The sequence below is a fragment of the Aquabacterium sp. genome, from assembly GCF_035476535.1.
GTDB lineage: Bacteria > Pseudomonadota > Gammaproteobacteria > Burkholderiales > Burkholderiaceae_C > Pseudaquabacterium.
On record NZ_DATILJ010000202.1, the window covers coordinates 16970 to 36790 of the forward strand.

Below are 19821 nucleotides of genomic sequence, written 5' to 3' on the forward strand. Positions count from 1 at the left end.
CGCAGCGTTTCCCATCTTGAAACCCCGGTGACGGCCCCAAAGTGCCCGCCGCGCACCGGTCATTGCGGCTGGTCTTTTGCCTGATTCCCGAGGGATATTCGTCACCATGAACAAACAAACCCATGCCTTCCAGGCCGAGGTCAAGCAGATCCTGCACCTCGTCACCCACTCGCTGTACTCGAACAAGGAAATCTTCCTGCGTGAGCTGGTCTCCAACGCGTCGGACGCCTGCGACAAGCTGCGCTTCGAGGCGCTGGACAACAACGCGCTGTACGAGAGCGCGCCGAACCTGGAGGTGCGGGTCTTCTTCGACAGTGAAGCCAAGACGCTGACGATCCGCGACAACGGCATCGGCATGAGCGCCGAAGAAGCCGCCTCGCACCTGGGCACCATCGCCAAGAGCGGTACGCGCGAGTTCATGGCCAAGCTCGAAGGCGAGCAAAAGAAGGACGCCAACCTGATCGGCCAGTTCGGTGTCGGCTTCTATTCCGGCTTCATCGTCGCCGACCGCATCACCGTCGAGACCCGCCGCGCCGGCCTTCCGGCGGACCAGGCGGTGCGCTGGAGCAGCGAGGGGACCGGCGAGTACGAGCTGGAAACCATCACCCGCGCCGAGCGCGGCACCGATGTCGTTCTGCACCTGCGTGACGAGGAGGCCGACGAGTTCCTCAAGACCTGGAAGCTCAAGTCGGTGATCGGCAAGTACTCCGACCACATCTCGCTGCCCATCCTGATGAAGAAGGAAAGTTGGGACGCCGAGAAGAGCCAGCAGGTGCTCACCGACGAATGGGAAACGGTGAACAAGGCCGCCGCACTGTGGGCGCGCAGCAAGAGCGATATCACCGATGCCGAGTACCAGGAGTTCTACAAGCAGATCAGCTACGACACGGAAGCGCCGCTGAGCTACACCCACAACCGCGTCGAAGGCCGCAGCGAGTACACCCAACTGCTGTACGTGCCTGCCAAGGCGCCGTTCGACCTGTGGAACCGCGACAAGCGCGGCGGCGTGAAACTCTATGTCAAGCGCGTCTTCATCATGGACGATGCCGAAGCGCTGATGCCGGTGTACCTGCGTTTCGTCAAGGGCGTCATCGATTCGGCCGACCTGCCGCTGAACGTCTCGCGCGAGTTGCTGCAGGAAAGCCGCGACGTCAAGGCCATCCGCGAAGGCTCGACCAAGCGGGTGCTGGGCATGCTGGAGGCGCTGGCCGACAGCGAAGATGAGAACACTCGCGCCGACGACAAGGCCAAGTACCAGAAGTTCTGGAACGAATTCGGCGCGGTGCTGAAAGAAGGCATTGGCGAGGACCACCAGAACCGCGAACGCCTGGCCAAGTTGTTCCGTTTTGCGTCGACCCATGCCGACGAAGGTGTGTCCTTTGCCGACTACGTGTCGCGCATGAAGGAAGGCCAGGAAGCGATCTACGTCATCGCCGCCGACAGCCTGACGGCGGCCAAGTCCAGCCCGCAGCTGGAGATCTTCCGCAAGAAGGGCATCGAGGTGCTGCTGCTGGTCGACCGCGTCGACGAGTGGATGCTGAGCCACCTGTACGAGTTCGAAGGCAAGGCGCTGCAAAGCGTCGCCAAGGGCGCTGTGGACCTGGGCAAGCTGCAGGACGACGAAGAGAAGAAGCAGGCCGAAGCAGCCGCCGAGAGCTTCAAGCCGACGCTGGAAAAGCTGCAGGCGGCGCTGAAGGAGCGCGCCAAGGACGTGCGCGTGACGACGCGGCTGGTCGATTCACCGGCCTGCATCGTCGTCGAGGAGGGCGACATGAGTTCGCACCTGGCGCGCATGCTCAAGCAAGCCGGCCAGGCGGCGCCGAAGACGCAGCCGATCCTGGAGGTGAACCCCGAGCATGCGCTGGTCAAGCGCTTGGTCGGCGACGATGCGCGCTTCGAGGATCTGGCGAACATCCTGTTCGACCAGGCCTTGCTGGCCGAGGGCGGGCACCTCGACGATCCCGCAAGCTATGTGCAGCGCGTGACGCGCTTGCTGTCGACCTGATCAGTCCAGCCAGGCGGGATCGAGCGGTGGTTCGGCCATCGCTTCGATCTGCTCGTTCAGCTGGGTGGTCTGCTGGCCCCAGTAGCCCCCGGTGCCGAACCAGGGAAACGCGGCTGGGAAGGCCGGGTCGCTCCAGCGTTCGGCGATCCAGGCGCTGTGGTGGATCATGCGCAGCGTGCGCAGTGGTTCGATCAGCGCCAGCTCGCGGGCATCGAAGCGGCTGAACTGGCGGTAGCCTTCGAGCACCGCGGCCAATTGGCCGCGCATCGCCTCTGGTGTGCCGGACAGCAGCATCCACAGGTCCTGGATCGCCGGACCCATGCAGGCGTCGTCCAGGTCTACGACATGCGGGCCTTCGTCGCGCCAGAGGATGTTGCCCGGGTGGCAATCGCCATGCAGGCGCAGCTGCCGCAGCGGCTGGGCGCCGGTGAACGCCCCGTCGATGGCTGCGAGCGCCTGTTCGCAAGCCCGCTGCCAGCCTGACAGTTGTGCCGGAGGAATCATGTCCAGCGCCAGCAGGCGGCGCAAGGCCGCGTGGCCGAAGGTCTCGGCATTCAGCGTGCGGCGATGCACGAACGCTTGTTCTGCCCCGACGGCATGCAGGCGACCGATGAAGCGGCCCAGCCAGCGCAGCGTTTCGGGGTCGTCGAGCTCGGGGCCGTGCCCCGAACGCCGCGGGTAGATGGCATGGCGGAACGGATGGCCATCGATCTGCACATGTGCCAGCGTGCCGCCGTCCGGCAGCAGCAGCGGCGCGACCACCGGCACATCGGCGGCGGCCAGCGCCAGCGCAAACGCATGTTCTTCCAGGATCTGCGCGTCGCTCCAGCGGCCGGGTCGGTAGAACTTGGCCACCACCGCGCCGCCGTCCTCCAGCATCACCTGGAACACGCGGTTCTCGTAGCTGTTGAGCTGGATCAGCCGACCATCGCCGCGCTGGCCGACGGCGTCCAGCGCGTCGAGTACGGCCTGGGGTGTCAGCCGCTCGTAGGGATGCTGCGCGCCGGCGTCAGCCGGGTTCAATGACGGACCTGCGAGGGGTAGCGCGGCGGTGCCGAGTCGCCGGAGGTATCACCCGGTGGTTCGGTGGGCGGCCCTTCGTTGGACAGAGGCGTGGCGCGGCCGCCGCCTCCCAGGGTGCCGAGCTCGCTGTTGGTGGCGTCGCCCCGGGTGTCCGGTGCGAAGAAAGAATCATGGAAGAAGCCGGAGTCCTGCCACAGCGTCGTGCGCTCGCGGCGGCGCGAGGCCACCGCGGTGGACAGCGAGTCTCGCGCACGGTAGACGGCAGGGGCCGGCTGCGGCCCGCGGGACGCGGCGGCGCTTTGCGGTACCAGCAATTGAAGTTCCGGGATCGACGGCAGGTGGTCAACCGGGCAGCGCAGGTAGCGCACCCGGCAGGCCCCGAGCACGGCCTGCTTGATCTGCATCGACCGGCTCGGGTTGCCGCGGTCGCCGGCCAGGTCGATGGCCGCCAGCACCCGGCCGTTGGCACTGCAGACGGCAAACGTGACATGGATCGAGCCCAGCATGTCGTACCAGTAGCGCACCTGCTGCGGATCATTCGGCTGGCAAAAGCGCACGAGGGGCAGCTTGGACAGCACGATGTGATGGGGCAAGGCTTCCCGCAACTGGCGGTAGACCCGGCGCTCGTCGGTGCTGAACACCGGCCGCGCCGTCAGGTTCCATTCGGTCGGCAGCGGCTTGGGCTTGGCGGCTTGGCGCGGCCTCAGCGCGAACCACACGGCCGCCGGGGCCAGCACGGCCACGGCCACGAGGGCGATGATCCACGGAAGGGTCTGCTGCATGGGCCTGGGACGACAGCGACGGCCGGATCGGCCACGTTCACAGCCACGACCGTGAAGCGCATGTGACGCTATGTTCGACTCATCTTACCCTGGCCCTTTCGGCGCGGCTTCCCCTCGGCTGGGGTGGCTTCAACTGGTGCCGGGGCCGCCGGACTTGCCGATGCCAGTGCGCACTTCGGCAAACGCGTCGATCACCGCATCGACAAGACGGGCCTGCTGCTTGAATTGGTAGTCCAGCGCGGCCGCCCCTTCGCCGACCAGTTGCTCCATGCGCGAGGCCAGGGTGTCGGGCGGCAGTTTGAGGTAGGCATCCGACTCGCTTCCGGCGCGCTCCACGGTGGCGCCGGCCTTGCGGGCGATGCGCAGCATTGCGGTGTTTTCGCTCAGCGCGTGGATGAACAGCGTGTCCAGGCCGCGATTGCGCGCATGCAGCATCGCGTGCTCGAACAGGCGAGCGCCGAACCCGCGGCCCCGCAAGTGCGCTGCCACCGAGCCACCGAACTCGGCCGCTGCGCTCATGCGGGCTTCGCCTGCTGCATCGGTCTGCGCGGCGACCTGCTCGTCCGGCGGGTAGGCCAAGTGCGCCAGTGCGACCAACTGCAGTCGGCGATTGAAGACGCCGAAGACTTCGTCGCGCTCGAAGTTCAGGCCCTCGACGTAGCGCGCGATCTGGCCGTCGCTGGCTGGGTAGCCGAATCGCAGGTAGCGATCGCGCTCGTCCAGCGCCAGCAAGTGAGTCAGGATGCGCGGCCGGTGGGCCGCTGCCAGCGATCGAATGGGAATCCAGGCCAGCCGATGGGCCGGCTCGGCCTCCGGCGGCAAGGCTGCAGCCAGTGCCGCGTTGCGCTCAGGGTGTGCGGGGTCCGACGGACCGCTGGCATTGATGGAAGCTGCCATGGATCGGCTCCAGATAGGTAGTTACCCTGATACTAACCCGGAGCCCTTGGGCGGTGATGTCCCTTTGGCGAGCCGGTCGACGTGTCAACTCCCAAGCCGATCACGAACCACGCTACAATCTTCGGCTGTCCCAAAAAACGGCGGGGCGAGATTTGCCGGGCACTTCACTCTGAAGCGACTCCGGTCGCCATCCCGAGAGGCTGCCTTGATAAGCAGTTCCGAGGGGTCGAAAGAATCTCAAATGCCGTTGTCCGGTCGCCATCCGCGTTTGCCAGCTTGTGCAGCGCGAAGCGACCTTATCAGAAAGACCCTCATGAAGACCTTCAGCGCCAAGCCGGCCGAAGTGAAGCACGAGTGGTTTGTGCTTGATGCCACCGACAAGGTGCTCGGACGTGTCGCCAGCGAAGTGGCACTCCGTTTGCGCGGCAAGCACAAGGCCATTTACACGCCTCACGTCGATACCGGTGATTTCATCGTCGTCGTCAACGCGGACAAGATCCGTGTCACCGGCAGCAAGTCCGAAAGCAAGGTGTATTACCGCCACTCGGGCTATCCCGGCGGGATCCACGCCACGAGCTTCAAGGACATGCAAGCCAAGCATCCGGGCCGCGCGCTCGAAAAGGCTGTCAAGGGCATGTTGCCCAAGGGGCCGCTGGGCTACGCGATGATCAAGAAGCTGAAGGTGTACGCCGGTGGTACCCACCCGCACACCGCCCAGCAGCCCAAGGCGCTGGAAATCTAAGGAGCGGTGATGATCGGTAATTGGAACTATGGCACCGGCCGCCGCAAGTCTTCTGTGGCCCGCGTGTTCATGAAGAAGGGCGACGGCCAGATCGTCGTCAACGGCAAGCCGGTGCAGGAATACTTCGGCCGCCAGACCTCGATCATGATCGTCAAGCAGCCTTTGATGCTGACGAACAATGAAGTGGCCTTCGATATCAAGGTCAACGTGCACGGCGGCGGTGAGTCCGGCCAGGCCGGTGCGGTGCGCCACGGCATCACCCGGGCGCTGATCGACTATGACGCAGCCCTCAAGAGTGAACTGAGCCGTGCCGGCTTCGTCACCCGCGACGCCCGTGAAGTGGAACGCAAGAAGGTCGGTCTGCACGGCGCGCGCCGTCGCAAGCAGTTCAGCAAGCGCTGATCGATCGGGGCATTTCGCCACGAGACCCACCCTCAAGGGCCGCCACTGTGCGGCCCTTGTTCACTTCTGGAACCGCTGATACGCTGGAAAGCCCGGGCTCGCGGCAAGGTCAAGGCCGGCCATGTGATCATCAATGGCGAAGTCAATGGCCCGTGGAAGCCACGAGTTGCTTGAATTGGAGCCGAAAGCCCGCATCATTGGCGATGTGCGCTAAGAATTGCTGGAAATGCATCCCGGCGCGCTGATAGAAGGCGCGTTGCGGCTGCTGAAATCCAGCGACCGGCTTACGCTGAAGCTGGCAGCATCCAACGATACCTGAGCCCACCGAATTTCTTGTCTGGAGTCCCCTATGAACGCCGTTGTCGAAAACCTCGCCGCTGATACCACCTCGATGCCGGCCCCGCTGGTCTTTACCGACAGCGCCGCTGCCAAGGTGGCCGACCTGGTCGCCGAAGAAGGCAACCCCGAGTTGAAGCTCCGTGTCTTCGTGCAAGGTGGCGGCTGTTCCGGCTTCCAGTACGGCTTCACGTTCGATGAGGTCGTCAATGACGACGACACGCAGATGTCGAAGAACGGCGTCACCTTGCTGATCGACGCAATGAGCCTGCAGTACCTGGTCGGCGCCGAGATCGACTACAAGGAAGATCTGCAGGGTGCGCAGTTCGTGATCAAGAACCCGAACGCCACCACCACCTGCGGCTGCGGTTCCAGCTTCTCGGCCTGATCCAGCGGCCGGGGGGCGCTCTGCCCCTCTGAGTTGAAGCCGCCTGCGGGCGGCTTCGTCGCTCTTGCGCGGGTCATCACGCTGGGTGCAGCGCGCCCAGCACACGCAGCCCCGCGGCGCCGGTGACTTCCGGGCGATTGCCGGGCCGCAGCTCGATGAAGGCGTGCGCCAGCCAGGCGAATGCCGCGGCCTCGACTTGCAGCGGCGGCAAACCGGCGGTGTCCGTCGATGCCACTTGCACGCCCGGCAGCAGGGCTGCCAGGCGGCGCATCAGATGGCCGTTCAGCGCGCCACCACCGCAGACCAGCAGGCGCGTTGTTGCGTCGGCATGGCGGCGCAGCGCCGCAGCGCAGGAACGCGCCGTCAACTCGGCCAGAGTGGCTTGCACGTCTTCCGCTGCAATCGTCGGTAGCGCTGCCAGTCCGGCGGCCAACCAGCCGGCGTGGAACAGGTCGCGCCCGGTGCTCTTGGGTGGTGGCTGGTCGAAGAAAGGCTCAGCGAGCCACTGCGCCAGCAGGCCTGCATGCACCTGGCCGCTGGCAGCCCAGGCGCCGTCATGGTCGAAGGGCTGGCCGCGGTGCTGCTGACACCACTGGTCCATCAGTGCGTTGCCCGGGCCGCAATCGAAGCCGCCCACCCTGCCATCGGCATGCAGCAGGCTCAGGTTGGCGATGCCACCGATGTTCAGCACCGCCTGCGCCTGGCCAGGCCCCGCAAAACAAGCAGCGTGAAAGGCGGGGACCAGCGGTGCGCCCTGGCCGCCGGCGGCGACATCGCGGCTGCGGAAGTCGCAGACCACATCGATGCCGCACAGCTCGGCGAGCAAGGCGCCGTTGAGCAACTGCAGGGTGTAGCCGGTGCCGTCGAAGGCCTGCGGGCGATGGCGCACCGTCTGGCCGTGGGCGCCGACGGCCCGCAGGTCCGCAGCCGGCACGCCAGCCTTGGCCAGCAACTGACGCACCGCATCGGCATACAGCCGCGCGATGGCATTGGACGCCAATGCCGCGTGGTGCAGTTCGTCGTGGCCCGCAGCGTTCAGGGCCAGCAACTGCGGCTGCAGTGAGGCGGGCATGGGCAGGTGGTGGTGGGCCAGCACACGCAGCGGTGCGCCGTCCTCAAAGGCTGCCAGCACTGCGTCGACACCATCAAGTGAGGTGCCGGACATCAGGCCGACGAACAGCAAGCGCATCGCAGCAGGGGGTGGACGTTCCGGCGCTCGGCCCGCCCGTGTCGACGCTACTCGGCGTCGCCGCGGTAGCCCGCCAGCGATTCGGCGGCATCCAGCTGCGCGTGCGCAGCGGTGGCCGTCTGCAGGAAGCGCGGCCGCGCCGACGCATCAACCACGACCGTCTCCGCCGCTTGGGCGATCTTCAGCGGATCTTCGAACTGGCCATTGATGCGGAATTCGAAATGCAGGTGCGGCCCGGTGGCCCAGCCGGTGCTGCCGACCTGGCCGACACGCTGACCTTGCAGCACCCGGTCGCCCTTGCGCACCTCGATCTGGCTCAGGTGCGCGTAGACGGTGGTCTTGTCGCTGCTGTGCTTGATGTTCACGACATTGCCGTAACCGTTCTGCCAGCCGGCGAACTCGACCGTACCGTCGCCCACCGTGCGCACCGGCGTGCCCTTCGGCGCGCCATAGTCGACACCGTTGTGCGCGCGCCAGGTCTGCATGATCGGATGCATGCGCATCGCGAAGCCCGAGGTCACGCGCGAGAACTCCATCGGACTGGCCAGGAACGAGCGCCGCTTGCTTTGGCCGTCAAAGCCGAAATAGGCGCCACGGCCGCTGCTGTCGGTGAACCACAGCGCCTGCACGGTCTTGCCGTTGTTGGTGAACTCGGCAGCCAGCACGCGGCCAGTGCCTTCGTTCCAGGTGATGGGCTGGTCGTCGGCGGTCAGCGCCTCGAAGACCACGCTGAACGCATCGCCCTTGCGCAGCTGGCGATGGAAATCGAAGTCGGTCGAGAAGATCTCGACCATCTGGCTGGCGATGCTGTCGGGCAGCCCGGCTTCGTCGGTGGCGGCGAAGAGCGAACTGCGGATCGTGCCGCTGCCCATGCGCGTCTGCCCCACCAGCGAGGCGGTCTCGAGCCGGCTGTGCCAGCGGCCGTGAACCGGCAGCAGCGTCAGGCGCGTGAAATGCGTCAGCTGCTGGGCACTGTCCAGGGCCGGGAAGCGCGCCACCAGATCCTTCAGCGAGCCATCCTGGTTCGTGCGCACCTGCACCATCTTGCCGGCGCGGCCTTCGATCAGGCGGCGGGCGTCGCGATTGCTGCGGATGAAGGCGGCGGCGGCCGGGTCAACAACCCCTAGGCGACGCAGCAGGCTGTCGGCGGTATCACTGGCGCGGGTCAGGTCGCTGCGGGTCAATTCCAGCGCATGCTGGGCCAGTTCATCCAGCTGTTGGTCCAGGCCGCTCAGAGGAACGGCTTCGGTGACCAGGCGCTGCGGCAGTTGGGCGGCGTCAGGCGCCATCGGCGCGATACCGAAGGCCGTGACCGCAAAACCGCCGAGCAGGCAGCAAACGGCGGCCACGACGCGGCGCGGGTGCCTGTGGGCCAGATCGTTGAACCGGGCCAGACGCGACAACAATGACTTGATTTCAGATTCCAACAACAGCAATCCCAATCCCGCCCAGGCGAGCCGAGCTGTGAACCGGAGGCTGCGGGAGGCGCCCCTTAGAATCGTGGGTCGCACTCGACAGGGGTGGTCAGGCCAGCCGGCCCAGGCCCCAATGCCCGCAGACGAGGCGGCAGTATAACCACCGCCCACCAGTCCCCAAAGCACGTAAAAGCCCGTACTTTCCACCCCATGTCAATCCCCGAGTCGCCGGCGCAGCGCCCAGAGTTCCCGATAAACGACAAAGTTCAGCACGCCATGGCGGTCTCGCTGCGCGGCTGCGAAGAGTTGCTGCCGCAGGCCGATTGGCTGAAGAAGCTGGCGCGCTCGGAAGCCACCGGCACGCCCTTGCGCATCAAGCTCGGGCTGGACCCGACGGCGCCGGACATCCACATCGGCCACACCGTGGTGCTGAACAAGATGCGCCAGCTGCAGGATCTGGGGCACCAGGTGATCTTCCTGATCGGCGACTTCACCTCGATGATCGGTGACCCCTCCGGCCGCAATGCCACGCGCCCGCCGCTGACCGCCGAGCAGATCAAGGCCAACGCCGAGACCTACTACGCCCAGGCCAGTCGGGTGCTGGATCCGGCGCGCACGGAGATCCGCTACAACAGCGAATGGAGCGACCCGCTGGGCGCACGCGGCATGATCCAGCTGGCCGCCCGCTACACCGTGGCACGCATGATGGAGCGCGACGACTTTCACAAGCGCTTCCAGGCCAACACGCCGATCAGCGTGCACGAGTTCCTTTATCCGCTGATGCAGGGCTACGACTCGGTGGCCTTGAAGAGCGACCTCGAACTCGGCGGCACCGACCAGAAGTTCAACCTGCTGATGGGCCGGCACCTGCAGCAGGAGTACGGTCAGGAGCCGCAGTGCATCCTGACCATGCCGCTGCTCGAAGGGCTCGATGGCGCCGACAAGATGTCCAAGAGCAAGAACAACTACATCGCGATCACCGACGACGCGAACACCATGTTCGCGAAGCTGCTGTCGATCAGCGATGTGCTGATGTGGCGCTACTACACGCTGCTGAGCTTCCAACCCGAGGCGCAGGTGGCTGCGTTGAAGGCCGAGGTGGCGGCCGGTCGCAACCCGAAGGAGGCCAAGGTGCTGCTAGCGCGCGAGATCGTCACGCGCTTCCACGACGCGCGCGCCGCCGATGTCGCCGAGCAGGACTTCCAGAATCGCGCCAAGGGCGGCATTCCGGATGAGGTGCCCGAGATCCGGCTGGCCGGCGCGCCGCTGGCCATCGGCGCCTTGCTGAAGCAGGCCGGCCTGGCGCCCTCCACCAGCGAGGCGCTGCGTCTGGTCGAGCAAGGCGGCGTGCGCATCGACGGCGCCGTGGTCAGCGACAAGGCGCTGAAGGTCGCGGCGGGCACCTGCGTCGTGCAGGTCGGCAAGCGCAAGTTCGCGCGCATCACCCTGAGCGACTGACCCGCCTGACGGCAGGGAAAGCCCCGGCATTTCCTGTGATGCTGGCAGCCGGTTCTCCCGCAAAATCACAACGATGGTTTCGACTCACCCTGGGCGCGGGCTTTCCCGCCGGCAGCTGGTCTGCCTGTTCGGTCTGCTGCCCGGTGCCGGCAGCGCGTGGGCCACGCCGCCGTCCGCCGAGATGGTGCGCATCGAGCGTTTGTTGACGCACATCGGTACCCGGCGCGACATGCGCATGGTGCGCAACGGTCAGATCTACGACACCGACATGGCGGTGACCTTTCTGCGCCGCAAGCTGTCGTCGATGGGAGACGACGTCAAGACCGCCGAAGAGTTCATCGAGCGCATTGCCACGCGCTCGTCCACCACCGGCCAGCTGTACTGGGTGCGCCTGTCCGATGGCCGCGACCTGCCGGCCGGCGACTTCCTGCGGGTCGAGCTGGCGCGCCTGGACAAGGCGGCAAAACCCTAGCGCCGGCTGCGGGGCGGTGACAATCGCCGCATGCCGCTCAGCGCCTACCTGAAGCTCTCGATCGCCGTGGCGGTGGCGACCATCGCGCTGAAGACCGGCGCCTGGTGGCTGACCGACTCGGTGAGCCTGTTGTCGGATGCCCTGGAGTCGCTGGTCAATCTGGCCGGCGCGGTGTTCGCGCTGATGATGGTGACGGTGGCGGCCCAGCCACCGGATGCCGAACACCCCTACGGCCACCACAAGGCCGAGTATTTCTCGTCCGGCTTCGAAGGCGTGCTGATCCTGGCCGCGGCGCTGGCCATCATCTGGGCAGCAGGCCATCGCCTGTTCGATCCGCAGCCGCTGCAGGCGCTGGGCTGGGGCCTGACCCTGTCGATCATCAGCTCGGCGATGAACGGCGCGCTGGCGGTGGCGATGCTGCGCAAGGCGCGTGAACACCGCTCGATCGCGCTGGAAGCCGATGCGCGGCACCTGTTCACCGATGTCTGGACCTCGGCCGGCGTGGTGCTCGGCCTGGTGGCGGTGCACTTCACCCGCTGGATCTGGCTGGACCCGGTGATTGCCATCGGCGTCGCCGCCAACATTGCCCGGGAAGGCGTGCGCCTGGTCTGGGCCTCGGCCGACGGGTTGATGGACCTGGCGCTGGAGCCCGAGGTGCAAGCCGAGATCCAGCGCACGCTGGCCGGTTTTGCCCACCCGACGATCCGCTTCGACCATGTGACGACCCGCCGCGCCGGCCAGCGCCGCTTTGTCGACCTGCACATGCACATGCCCGCGTCCTGGACCCTGGGCCGCGCGGCGGCGCTGCGCACTTCCGTCGAACAGGCGCTGATGAGCGCCGTGCCCGGCCTGCGCGCCACCATCCAGCTGCTGCCGATGGATGTCGAGGCGCACTTCAGCGATGCGAAGGACCTGGTGTGATCGGCCTGGTGCAGCGGGTCAGCGAAGCCCGTGTCCAGGTGGATGGCGCCGTGGTCGGCGAGATCGGCGCCGGTCTGCTGGTGCTGATGTGCGCCGAGCCGAGCGACGGCGAAGCCCAGGCCGTGAAGTTCGTCGACAAACTGCTGAAGCTGCGCATCTTCAGCGACGACGCCGGCAAGATGAACCGCAGCGTCGTCGACATCGGCGGTGGCCTGCTGATCGTCAGCCAGTTCACGCTGGCCGCCGATGTTTCCGGTGGCAATCGGCCCAGCTTCACCAGCGCGGCAGGCCCGGAGGTGGGCCGCCAGCTCTACGAGCGCGTGCTGGCGCTGGCGCAACAACGCCACCCGAAGGTGGCGTGCGGTGTGTTCGGGGCCGACATGAAAGTCGGCCTGGTCAATGACGGGCCGGTGACGATCCCGCTCAGGATCGCCTAATCGGCGTACTGGCCGGCGGCCTTGATGACAGGCCCCCACTTGTTGATCTCGGCCTCGACAAACTTCTTGTGCTCGGCCGGACTCAGCCGGTTGTCGGTGACCACCACGGCGCCGAGCGCTTCTTCGCGCTTGATGAACTCGGGATCCTTCAACGCCGCACGCAGCGCGGTGTTGATCTTGTCGACCGCGGGCTTGGGCGTGCCCTTGGGTGCGTACAGGCCGTGCCAGATCGCGATATTGAAGCCCTTGATACCGGCTTCGTCCATCGTTGGCAGCTTGGCCAGTGTGGGGGTGGTCAGGCGCTTGACCGTGGTCACCGCGTAGGCCTTGATCTTGCCGGCTTCGATCTGGCCGGTGGTGTTGGTGGTCTGGTCGCACATGATGTCGACCTGGCCGCCGAGCAGATCGTTCATCGCCGGTGCGGTGCCTTTGTAGGGCACCGTGGTCATGTCGATCTTCATGCTTTGCTGGAACAACAGGCCGCACAGGTGCGAAGCCGCGCCCAGGCCGGCATTGGCCAGGTTGATCTTGCCCTTGTTGGCCTCCAGCCACTTCTGTAACTCGGCGAAATTGGCTGCCGGCAGGCTGGGCCGACCCACCACCGTCATCGGCACCTCGTTGACCATGCCAAGGTATTCAAAGTCTTCCAGCGTCTTGTACGGCATGTTGCGGTACAGAGCCGGCGAGGTGGCCATGCCGATGTGGTGCAGCAGCAGCGTGTAACCGTCGGGCGAGGCCTTGGCCACTTTGGCGGCGCCCAGCGTTCCGCCGGCTCCGCCGACGTTTTCGACGATCACCGTCTGCCCGATCTTCTGGCGCAGCACATCGGCGAGGTCGCGCGCCACCTTGTCGGTCGGCCCGCCGGCCGCGAAGGGCACGACGATGGTGATGGGCTTTTCGGGATATTCGGCCATCGCGGCCATGGCCAGCGACGACAACAGGGTGCTCAGCAGCAGCTTTTTCATCACGTCTCCTTCAGTGCTCGAAGAACTTGCAAGGCCACCATGCTATCGGCCGCGGCTGGTACCGGACTGACGGGAATTACCTATACCTCTGCCTCCGGCATGCGGCGTGCCGCCCCTGGCCGGCCGGTGTGCATTCTTCGACAGACAAGCTCAGCTGTAGCTTCTGGCGTCCTCGATCACCTTGCCGTCGTTCGGCAGCGCGCCTGGCATCAGCAACTCGACCTCGCCACGCAGCTTGGTGATGTCGCGGATGGTGCCGGCGATGGCCTGCGACAGCTTGTCATATGCGCCATTCACTTCAACCTTGAGGGTCATGTGGTCATTGGCCATCTCGCCGCTGACCACCAGCCGGGCGCGCTGCACTTCCGGGTGTCGTCGCACGATCTCGGCCACCTGGCTGGGGTGCACGAACATGCCGCGTACTTTGGCAGTTTGGTCGGCACGCCCGAGCCAGCCTTTGATGCGGGTGTTGCTGCGTCCGCTGGGGCAGGGGCCGGCGAGCACGGCGGAGAGGTCGCCGGTACCGAAGCGGATCAAGGGATAGTCCGGGTTCAGCACCGTGACGACCACTTCGCCGACCTCGCCATCGGGCACCGGGTCGCGCGTGCCGGGCCGCACGATCTCGAGGATCACCGCTTCGTCCAGCACCAGGCCCTGGCGCGCCGTGGTTTCGTAGGCGATCAGCCCGGCGTCGGCCGTGGCATAGCTCTGGTAAGCCGCAATGCCGCGTTCCTGCAGCCAGTCGCGCAGCGACGGCGGAAACGCCTCGCCGCCGACCATGGCCTTGCGCAGCGATGCGATTGGCGTGCCAGTCTCCGCCGCCTTGTCGACCAGGATCTTCAGGAAGCTGGGCGTGCCGATGTAGCCCTGCGGCCGCAGGTCGGCGATGGCCTGCAATTGCAGCTCGGTGTTGCCGACACCGCCGGCAAAGGTGGTGCAGCCGATGGCGTGCGCGCCACTTTCCATCATCGCGCCGGCGGGCGTCAGGTGGTAGCTGAAGCTGCAATGCGCCAGGTCGCCGGCGCGGAAGCCGGCGGCGTAGATCGCCCGCGCCATGCGCCAGTAGTCGGTGCCCAGACCCTCGGGTTCGTAGATCGGCCCGGGCGACTGGAAGACGCGGCCGGCGCCGCGGCCTCCGGCGACACCGCGCCAGCCGATCGCCGAATAGCCGCCAAAAGGATCGTCCGCGCGGCGGGCCTTCTGGCGTTCCAGCAGTTCCTGCTTGCGCAGCACCGGCAGCTGCGCCAGCGCGGCGCGTGAACTGATCGCGTGTGCGTCGACACCGGCCAGCAACTCGGCCATCGCCGGGCTGGCGCGCTGCGCCTGGGCCACCTGGCCTGGCAGCGCGGCCAGCAGAGCCTGCTCGCGCACGGCAGGGTCCCGGCGTTCCAGCGCATCAAAAAAAGTGCTCATCGTTCTTCCTCGGTCCAACGTGCCACCCGCCGTTTCACTTCGTCGGTGAAGCGGCGCACATCGGGGCTGGCGGACAGCGTGAAGCTGTCCCATTCAGGGCTGTTGCGTGCCGGGCGTTTGGCCAGGCGCGCCGTGATCGTCTTGTCCTCGGCCGCCAGCGCAATCACCGGTTGGCCTTTCAGGTCGTAGCCGTTGCCACGCTCGCTCAGCGTGCGCAGGTCGCGCAGGCTGCGCTTGAGTTGCTGCAGCGCTTCGTCCGGATTGAAGGCCGGGGGCGCAAAGAAGTCTTCGGCGCTCATGGTCGATGCCTCCGTCAGGCCAGCCAACGCTTTCTGCGCTTGTAGCTCTTGGCGTCGCGGAAGTTCTTGCGGTCGCCGCCGCCGACGCCGAGGTAGAACTCCTTGACGTCTTCGTTCTCGCGCAGGTCCTTCGCGGCGCCATCCATCACGATGCGGCCGTTCTCGAGGATGTAGCCGTAGTCGGCATAACGCAGCGCAATATTGGTGTTCTGCTCGGCCAGCAGGAAGGTGACCTTCTCGCGCTGGTTCAGGTCCTTGACGATCTCGAACACCTCTTCGACGATCTGCGGCGCCAACCCCATCGACGGCTCGTCCAGCAGCACCATCTTCGGGTTGGCCATCAGCGCTCGGCCGATCGCGCACATCTGCTGCTCGCCGCCGGAGGTGTAGGCGGCCTGCGATGTGCGACGCGTCTTCAGGCGCGGGAAGTAGTTGTAGACCTTCTCCAGCGTCTGCGCCACGGCGGCCTTGCCATCGCGCCGCGTGTAGCCGCCGGTGAGCAGGTTTTCCTCGATCGTCAGGTGGGCAAAACAATGCCGCCCCTCCATCACCTGGATCACCCCGCGCTCGACCATGTCGGCAGTGGACAGCGCCTCGATGCGCTCGCCACGCAACTCGATCGAGCCCTTGGTCACCTGACCACGTTCACCCGCCAGCAGGTTGCTCACCGCACGCAAGGTCGTCGTCTTGCCCGCGCCATTGCCGCCGAGCAAAGCCACCACCTTGCCCTCGGGCACCTGCAGAGACACGCCCTTCAACACCAGGATCACGTGGTTGTAGATGACCTCGATGCCGTTGACGTTCAGAAGGGTCGTGCTCATGTTCCGTGCTCGTCGTCAGCTTTGGCAATCTTCCGGGGTGCGGCGGGTGAGTTTCTTCTCGCTGGCGTACTTCTCGGCCGCGGCCTTGACCATCGGCTTGATGATCTGGTCGTCCGCCTGGTACCAGTCGGAGGTGAACTGCCAGGCGCTGCCGGACCAGGTCTGCACCTTGGCCCAGGCCGAACCCATGTGATCGACGCACGAGGTGCTGACCGGGCGCATCACGTTGGCGAAGCCCAGCGCATCGAGTTTCTTCTGGTCCAGTGCCAGGTTCTCCAGGCCCCAGCGCGTTTGCTCGCCGCTCATCAGCTTGCCCTTGCCGAAGCGTTCCTGCGCGCGGCGCACGCCTTCCACGCCGAGCATCGCGCTCATCACGCCGCGGGTGTAGAGCACGGTGCCCACCTCGTCCTTCGGGCCGGTGCCCTGGCCGGCGTCGTGCACCATCTTCAGGATGTCGGTGTGCACCTTGGACTTGCCGGCGCCATGCTGCAGCGCCAGGCCGTTGTAGCCCTTGGCGCCGTCGCCCACGTCCTTGACATCGGGTTCGGCCGCGGCCCACCACACGCCGTACATCTTGTCGCGCGGGTAGCCGGTGGCCACGGCTTCCTTCACCGCGGTGGAGTTCATCACGCCCCAGCCCCACAGCAGCACATAGTCCGGCCGGTTCTGGCGGATCTGCAGCCAGGTGGCCTTCTGCTCGACGCCGGGGTGGGCCACCGGCAGCAGCGAGAGCTCGAAGCCGTGCATCTTGCTGCGCTCGGTCAGCAGCGCGATCGGCTCCTTGCCATAGGGGCTGTCGTGGTAGACCAGCGAGATCTTCTTGCCCTTCAACTTGTCGAAGCCGCCTTCCTTCTTGGCAATGTGCTGGATCAGCACGTCAGCGGCCACCCAGTAGGTGCCGACCAGCGGGAAGTTCCACTTGAACACGCCGCCGTCGGCGGACTCGCTGCGACCGTAGCCGGCGGTGATCAGCGGGATCTTGTCGCCCGGCGCCTTCTCGGTCAGCGCGAAGGTGATGCCGGTGGACAGTGGCTGGAACAGCGTGGCACCACCGTTCTTGCCCTTCAGCCGTTCATAACACTCGACGCCCTTGTCCGTGGCATAGCCGGTCTCGCATTCTTCGAAGCTGACTTTGACGCCGTTGATGCCGCCTTGTGCGTTCACCAGCTTCAGGTAATCGACATAGCCGTTGGCGAAGGGCACGCCGTTGGGCGCGTAGGCGCCGGTGCGGTAGACCAGCACCGGGAAGAACTGCTCCTTGGCTTGCGCGAAGGCAGGCAGCGGGAGCGTGGTGCTCAAGGCAGCGGCCGTGACGCCGGCGGCCAATGCAAGGGATGTCATTTTCATGTCTGCCTCCAGAGGTGGGAACGGTTGCACTCGTCAGTGCGCTTGGGACTCGATCGACGGGAATTCAATGTGGGAAGGGCCACAGCCTGAGCTTTTCCTTGGCGGTGGACCACAGCCGCGCAATGCCGTGCGGCTCGACGATCAGGAAGAACACGATCAGCGCGCCGAAGATCATGAAGGTCAGGTGCGAGGCCAGCGCGGTGTCGATCGGGATGCCGAACCAGTAGGGCATGTTGTCCAGCACGATCGGCAGCACCACGATGAAGGCTGCGCCGAAGAAGCTGCCCATGATCGAGCCCAGCCCGCCGATGATGACCATGAACAGCAGCTGGAACGAGCGGTCGATCGAGAACGCCGCCGGCTCCCACGAACCCAGGTGCACGAAGCCCCACAGCGCACCGGCCACGCCGACGAAGAAGGAGCTGACCGCGAACGCGGTGAGCTTGGCGTACACCGGGCGGATGCCGATCACGGAAGCGGCCACGTCCATGTCGCGGATGGCCATCCATTCGCGGCCGATGTGGCTGCGCACCAGGTTCTTCGCGAGCATTCCGAAGACCACCAAGAAGCCCAGGCAGAACAGGTACTTCTCGGCCGGCGTGTCGATGGTCCAGCCGGCCATTGACAGCCCGGCGACATTGACCGAGCCGGACGACGAATCATTGGTGAACCACTTGATGCGCAGGAAGGCCCAGTCGGTGAAGAACTGCGCCGCCAGCGTGGCCACCGCCAGGTACAAGCCCTTGATGCGCAGCGACGGAATTCCGAACAGCACACCCACCGCGGTGGCGCAGACACCGCCCAGCAGGATCGCCGCGACCACCGGCATGCCATCGACCCGCACGATGAAGTTGTAGGCCGCATAGGCCCCCACCGCCATGAAGCCGCCGGTGCCCAGCGAGATCTGGCCGCAGTAGCCGACGAGGATGTTCAGCCCCAGCGCGGCGAGCGAGAGGATCAGGAACGGAATCAGAATGGCGCGGAACAGGTACTCGGATGCCAGCAGCGGCACGGCGACGAAGGCCACCGCCAGCAGGCCCAGCATCACCACCCGGTCCTGCAGGATCGGGAAGATCTGCTGGTCGGCGCCGTAACTGGTCTTGAACTGGCCGTTTTCCCGGTAAATCATGCTCGTGTCCCGTTCTTTGAGTGTTAGACGCGATCGATGATCTTCTCGCCGAACAGGCCTTGCGGCCTGACCAGCAGGAAGATCAGCGCCAGCACATAGGCAAACCAGATCTCGATGCCGCCGCCCAGGTACGGGCCGATGAACACCTCGGCCAGCTTCTCGCCGACGCCCAGGATCAGCCCGCCGATGATGGCGCCCGGCACCGATGTCAGCCCGCCCAGGATGACCAGCGGCAGCGCCTTCAGCGCCAGCACCGACAGCGAGAACTGCACGCCCAGCTTGCTGCCCCAGATGACGCCGGCCACCAGCGCGACGAAGCCGGCCACGCTCCAGACGATGACCCAGATGCGGTTCAGCGGAATGCCGATCGATTGCGCGGCCTGGTGATCGTCTGCTACCGCCCGAAGTGCGCGGCCGGTGCTGGTGAACTGGAAGAAGCTGGCCAGCGCGGCCACCAGCGTGGCGGCGATCAGCGCGGCCACCAGGTCTTCCTGGCTGACCAGGATGCCGCCGGGGAAGATCTTGTCGAGCAGGAAGATCGGGTCCTTGGGCATGCCGACATCGATCTTGTAGATGTCCGAGCCGAAGATCGTCTGGCCGAAGCCGTCGAGGAAGTAGGAGATGCCCAGCGTGGCCATCAGCAGCGAGATGCCGTCCTGGTTGACCATCTTGCCCAGCACCAGCCGCTCGATCAACCAGGCCAGCGCCACCATCAGCACCATCGCGGCCATGAAGGCCAGCACCAGCGCCAGCACCTTGCTGTCGACGCCCAGGTATTTCGGGATCCATTCGGCGAAGCGCGCCATCGCCAGCGCGGCGAACAGCACCATCGCGCCCTGCGCGAAGTTGAAGACACCGGAGGCCTTGAAGATCAGCACGAAGCCGAGCGCCACCAGCGAATACAGCATGCCCGACATCAGGCCGCCGATCAGGGTTTCGAGGAAAAATGCCATCGCCTGTTGCCTTGCCGTGCTGCTTCAGTGGCTGGTGCCGAGGTAGGCACTGATCACGTCGGGGTTGCCGCGCACCTGGTCCGGTGTGCCGTCGCCGATCTTGCGGCCGTAGTCCAGCACCACCACGCGGTCGGAGATGTCCATCACCACGCCCATGTCGTGCTCGATCAGCACGATGGTGGTGCCGAACTCTTCATTGACGTCCAGCACGAAGCGGCACATGTCCTGTTTCTCCTCGACGTTCATGCCGGCCATCGGCTCGTCGAGCAGCAGCACCTGCGGCTCCATCGCCAGCGCCCGGCCCAGGTCCACGCGTTTCTGCAGGCCATAGGGCAGGCGGCCGACGGGGGTCTTGCGGTAGGCCTGGATCTCGAGGAAATCGATGATGTGCTCGACGAACTCGCGGTGCTGCACTTCCTCGCGCTCG

The 19821-nt window shown here is 66.0% G+C and carries 21 protein-coding genes; 8 read left to right on the plus strand and 13 right to left on the minus strand.

Features of this window, described 5'->3' with window-relative positions; all coding sequences use genetic code 11:
* Positions 1–106 precede the first annotated feature (106 nt).
* Positions 107–2005 carry a molecular chaperone HtpG gene (gene htpG, locus VLK61_RS19775; RefSeq protein WP_325423341.1) on the plus strand — a complete coding sequence of 633 codons (1899 nt, stop codon included), beginning with the start codon at positions 107–109 and terminating at the stop codon, positions 2003–2005.
* Here htpG and VLK61_RS19780 read toward each other — a convergent pair whose 3' ends face one another.
* The 3 genes from VLK61_RS19780 to VLK61_RS19790 form a co-directional block, all read right to left on the minus strand.
* The gene (locus VLK61_RS19780) at positions 2006–3028 is read right to left on the minus strand and encodes a serine/threonine protein kinase (RefSeq protein WP_325423342.1); all 1023 of its coding nucleotides are present in this window, start codon (positions 3026–3028) and stop codon (positions 2006–2008) included.
* Positions 3025–3810 (minus strand): DUF2726 domain-containing protein, encoded by a 786-nt coding sequence (locus VLK61_RS19785; RefSeq protein WP_325423343.1) that lies wholly within the window; start codon positions 3808–3810, stop codon positions 3025–3027. Before VLK61_RS19785 ends, VLK61_RS19780 begins: the two co-directional genes overlap by 4 nt.
* 129 nt (positions 3811–3939) lie before the next feature.
* Positions 3940–4707, minus strand: coding sequence for a GNAT family N-acetyltransferase (locus VLK61_RS19790; RefSeq protein ID WP_325423344.1), 768 nt, complete (start codon positions 4705–4707; stop codon positions 3940–3942).
* Between the two features lie 313 nt (positions 4708–5020).
* On the opposite strand from VLK61_RS19790, the gene rplM reads away from it, so the two are divergent.
* The 3 genes from rplM (at position 5021) to erpA (ending at position 6575) form a co-directional block, all read left to right on the plus strand.
* On the plus strand, positions 5021–5449 hold the full coding sequence (rplM, locus tag VLK61_RS19795) for a 50S ribosomal protein L13 (RefSeq protein WP_325423345.1): 429 nt from the start codon (positions 5021–5023) through the stop codon (positions 5447–5449).
* Positions 5450–5458: 9 nt separating this feature from the next.
* Positions 5459–5851, plus strand: coding sequence for a 30S ribosomal protein S9 (gene rpsI / locus VLK61_RS19800; RefSeq protein ID WP_325423346.1), 393 nt, complete (start codon positions 5459–5461; stop codon positions 5849–5851).
* Between the two features lie 349 nt (positions 5852–6200).
* Positions 6201–6575, plus strand: coding sequence for an iron-sulfur cluster insertion protein ErpA (gene erpA / locus VLK61_RS19805; RefSeq protein ID WP_325423347.1), 375 nt, complete (start codon positions 6201–6203; stop codon positions 6573–6575).
* Positions 6576–6651: 76 nt separating this feature from the next.
* On the opposite strand, the gene VLK61_RS19810 is transcribed toward erpA, so the two are convergent.
* Together VLK61_RS19810 and VLK61_RS19815 are read right to left on the minus strand one after the other, a co-directional pair.
* A complete protein-coding gene (locus tag VLK61_RS19810) occupies positions 6652–7764 on the minus strand; it encodes an anhydro-N-acetylmuramic acid kinase (RefSeq protein WP_325423348.1) in 1113 nt (370 codons plus the stop codon).
* Positions 7765–7811: 47 nt separating this feature from the next.
* The gene (locus tag VLK61_RS19815) at positions 7812–9197 is read right to left on the minus strand and encodes a M23 family metallopeptidase (protein WP_414636835.1); all 1386 of its coding nucleotides are present in this window, start codon (positions 9195–9197) and stop codon (positions 7812–7814) included.
* Between the two features lie 258 nt (positions 9198–9455).
* Here VLK61_RS19815 and tyrS point away from each other — a divergent pair, with 258 nt between their 5' ends.
* The 4 genes from tyrS (at position 9456) to dtd (ending at position 12467) form a co-directional block, all read left to right on the plus strand.
* Entirely contained in the window at positions 9456–10637 is a 1182-nt protein-coding gene (tyrS, locus tag VLK61_RS19820) for a tyrosine--tRNA ligase (RefSeq protein ID WP_414636834.1), read from the plus strand.
* Between the two features lie 73 nt (positions 10638–10710).
* Positions 10711–11109 carry a DUF5329 family protein gene (locus tag VLK61_RS19825; protein ID WP_325423351.1) on the plus strand — a complete coding sequence of 133 codons (399 nt, stop codon included), beginning with the start codon at positions 10711–10713 and terminating at the stop codon, positions 11107–11109.
* A 30-nt stretch (positions 11110–11139) separates the two neighbouring features.
* On the plus strand, positions 11140–12030 hold the full coding sequence (locus VLK61_RS19830) for a cation diffusion facilitator family transporter (RefSeq protein WP_325423352.1): 891 nt from the start codon (positions 11140–11142) through the stop codon (positions 12028–12030).
* Positions 12027–12467: a D-aminoacyl-tRNA deacylase gene (gene dtd / locus VLK61_RS19835; protein WP_325423353.1), complete on the plus strand. Its 441-nt coding sequence runs from the start codon at positions 12027–12029 to the stop codon at positions 12465–12467. Before VLK61_RS19830 ends, dtd begins: the two co-directional genes overlap by 4 nt.
* On the opposite strand, the gene VLK61_RS19840 is transcribed toward dtd, so the two are convergent.
* The 8 genes from VLK61_RS19840 to VLK61_RS19875 form a co-directional block, all read right to left on the minus strand.
* Complete coding sequence (locus tag VLK61_RS19840) at positions 12464–13432, minus strand: tripartite tricarboxylate transporter substrate-binding protein (RefSeq protein ID WP_325423354.1); 969 nt, start codon at positions 13430–13432, stop codon at positions 12464–12466. The genes dtd and VLK61_RS19840 overlap by 4 nt on opposite strands.
* A gap of 150 nt (positions 13433–13582) precedes the next feature.
* Positions 13583–14845: a phenylacetate--CoA ligase family protein gene (locus VLK61_RS19845; protein WP_325423355.1), complete on the minus strand. Its 1263-nt coding sequence runs from the start codon at positions 14843–14845 to the stop codon at positions 13583–13585.
* Positions 14842–15144, minus strand: a complete 303-nt coding sequence (locus tag VLK61_RS19850; RefSeq protein WP_325423356.1) for a hypothetical protein — start codon at positions 15142–15144, stop codon at positions 14842–14844. Before VLK61_RS19850 ends, VLK61_RS19845 begins: the two co-directional genes overlap by 4 nt.
* 14 nt (positions 15145–15158) lie before the next feature.
* Entirely contained in the window at positions 15159–15965 is an 807-nt protein-coding gene (locus tag VLK61_RS19855) for an ABC transporter ATP-binding protein (protein WP_325423357.1), read from the minus strand.
* Between the two features lie 15 nt (positions 15966–15980).
* The gene (locus tag VLK61_RS19860; protein ID WP_325423358.1) at positions 15981–17312 is read right to left on the minus strand and encodes an ABC transporter substrate-binding protein; all 1332 of its coding nucleotides are present in this window, start codon (positions 17310–17312) and stop codon (positions 15981–15983) included.
* 64 nt (positions 17313–17376) lie between these two features.
* On the minus strand, positions 17377–18441 hold the full coding sequence (locus VLK61_RS19865) for a branched-chain amino acid ABC transporter permease (protein ID WP_325423359.1): 1065 nt from the start codon (positions 18439–18441) through the stop codon (positions 17377–17379).
* 23 nt (positions 18442–18464) lie between these two features.
* Positions 18465–19394, minus strand: coding sequence for a branched-chain amino acid ABC transporter permease (locus VLK61_RS19870; RefSeq protein WP_325423360.1), 930 nt, complete (start codon positions 19392–19394; stop codon positions 18465–18467).
* A 24-nt stretch (positions 19395–19418) separates the two neighbouring features.
* Positions 19419–19821: ABC transporter ATP-binding protein (locus VLK61_RS19875; protein WP_325423361.1), on the minus strand; the 403-nt coding region annotated here is incomplete at its 5' end.